Source organism: Ancylobacter defluvii, assembly GCF_018390605.1.
Classification (GTDB): Bacteria; Pseudomonadota; Alphaproteobacteria; order Rhizobiales; family Xanthobacteraceae; genus Ancylobacter; species Ancylobacter defluvii.
The window spans coordinates 1-1,400 of record NZ_JAHBGD010000020.1 but is presented as its reverse complement, the minus strand read 5'-3'; the positions used below and the strand labels follow the sequence as shown (position 1 = coordinate 1,400).

Annotated in this window: 1 protein-coding gene; it reads left to right on the top strand. The window is 68.9% G+C overall.

The genetic code is table 11. The features are described 5' to 3' along the window. Window positions 1–1,400, top strand: a 1,400-nt coding sequence (locus KHC24_RS15875) for a phosphate acyltransferase (protein WP_271180696.1), incomplete at both ends; no start/stop codon positions are given.

Genomic DNA, 1,400 nt, shown 5'->3' with positions numbered 1-1,400 from the left:
CGCGAGACGCTGATGGACCCCTATAAGGGGGCCTTCGCGCAGAAGACCGACGCCCGCAGCCTCGCCGAAGTGATCGCCGGCGCCGACATCTTCATCGGCCTGTCTGCCGGTGGCGTGCTGAAGCCGGAAATGCTGAAGGCGATGGCCGACCGTCCGCTGATCATGGCGCTGGCCAACCCGACGCCGGAGATCATGCCCGACCTCGCCCGCGATGCGCGGCCGGACGCGATGATCTGCACCGGCCGCTCGGATTTCCCCAACCAGGTCAACAACGTCCTGTGCTTCCCCTTCATCTTCCGCGGCGCGCTCGACGTGGCGGCGACGACGATCAATGAAGAGATGAAGATCGCGGCGGTGCACGCCATCGCCGAGCTGGCCCGCGAGACGCCTTCCGACGTGGTGGCCCGCGCCTATGGCGGCGAGACGCCGGTGTTCGGCGCCACCTCGCTGATTCCCTCGCCCTTCGACCCGCGCCTCATCCTGCGGGTGGCGCCGGCGGTGGCGAAGGCGGCGATGGACAGCGGCGTCGCCAAGCGGCCGATCGCCGATTTCGATGTCTATGCCGAGGAGCTGGACCGCTTCGTGTTCCGCTCCGGCCTGGTGATGAAGCCGGTGTTCGCCACCGCCAAGCAGGCGCCCAAGCGGGTGATCTACGCCGAGGGCGAGGACGAGCGCATGCTGCGCGCGGCGCAGGTGGTGGTCGAGGAGGGGATCGCCCGTCCGATCCTGATCGGGCGGCCGGCGGTGATCGATACCCGCCTCGAGCGCTTCGGCCTGTCGATCCGCCCGGGCGTCGATTTCGACCTTATCAACCCGGAAGACGATCCGCGCTATCGCGACTATGTGCAGACCTATGTCGAGCTCGCCGGCCGTCGCGGCGTCACGCCCGAGATCGCCCGCACCCTGGTGCGCACCACCCCGACGGTGATCGCCGCGGTGGCGGTGATGCGCGGCGATGCCGACACCATGCTGTGCGGTGTCGAGGGGCGGTTCATCCGCCACCTGCGCCACATCCGCACCATTATCGGCCTGGCGCCGGGGGTGCGCGATGTCTCGGCGCTGTCGATGCTGGTGACGCAGAAGGGGGCGTTCTTCGTCTGCGACACCCATGTGTCGACCGATCCCAATGCCGAGGACCTGGTGGAGATGGCGATCCAGGCCGCCGGGCATGTGAAGCGCTTCGGCATCGAGCCGCGCATCGCCATGGTGTCGCACTCCGACTTCGGCTCGCGCGACGACGCCAGCGCCCAGAAGATGCGCCACGCCACCGAGCTGCTGCACCAGCAGGCGCCGGAGCTGATGGTCGACGGCGAGATGGAGGGCGACAGCGCCATCGTGCCGGAGATCCGCGAGCGCGTGCTGCCGGGCAGCAAGCTGCAGGGCGTGGCCAATATCCTGGT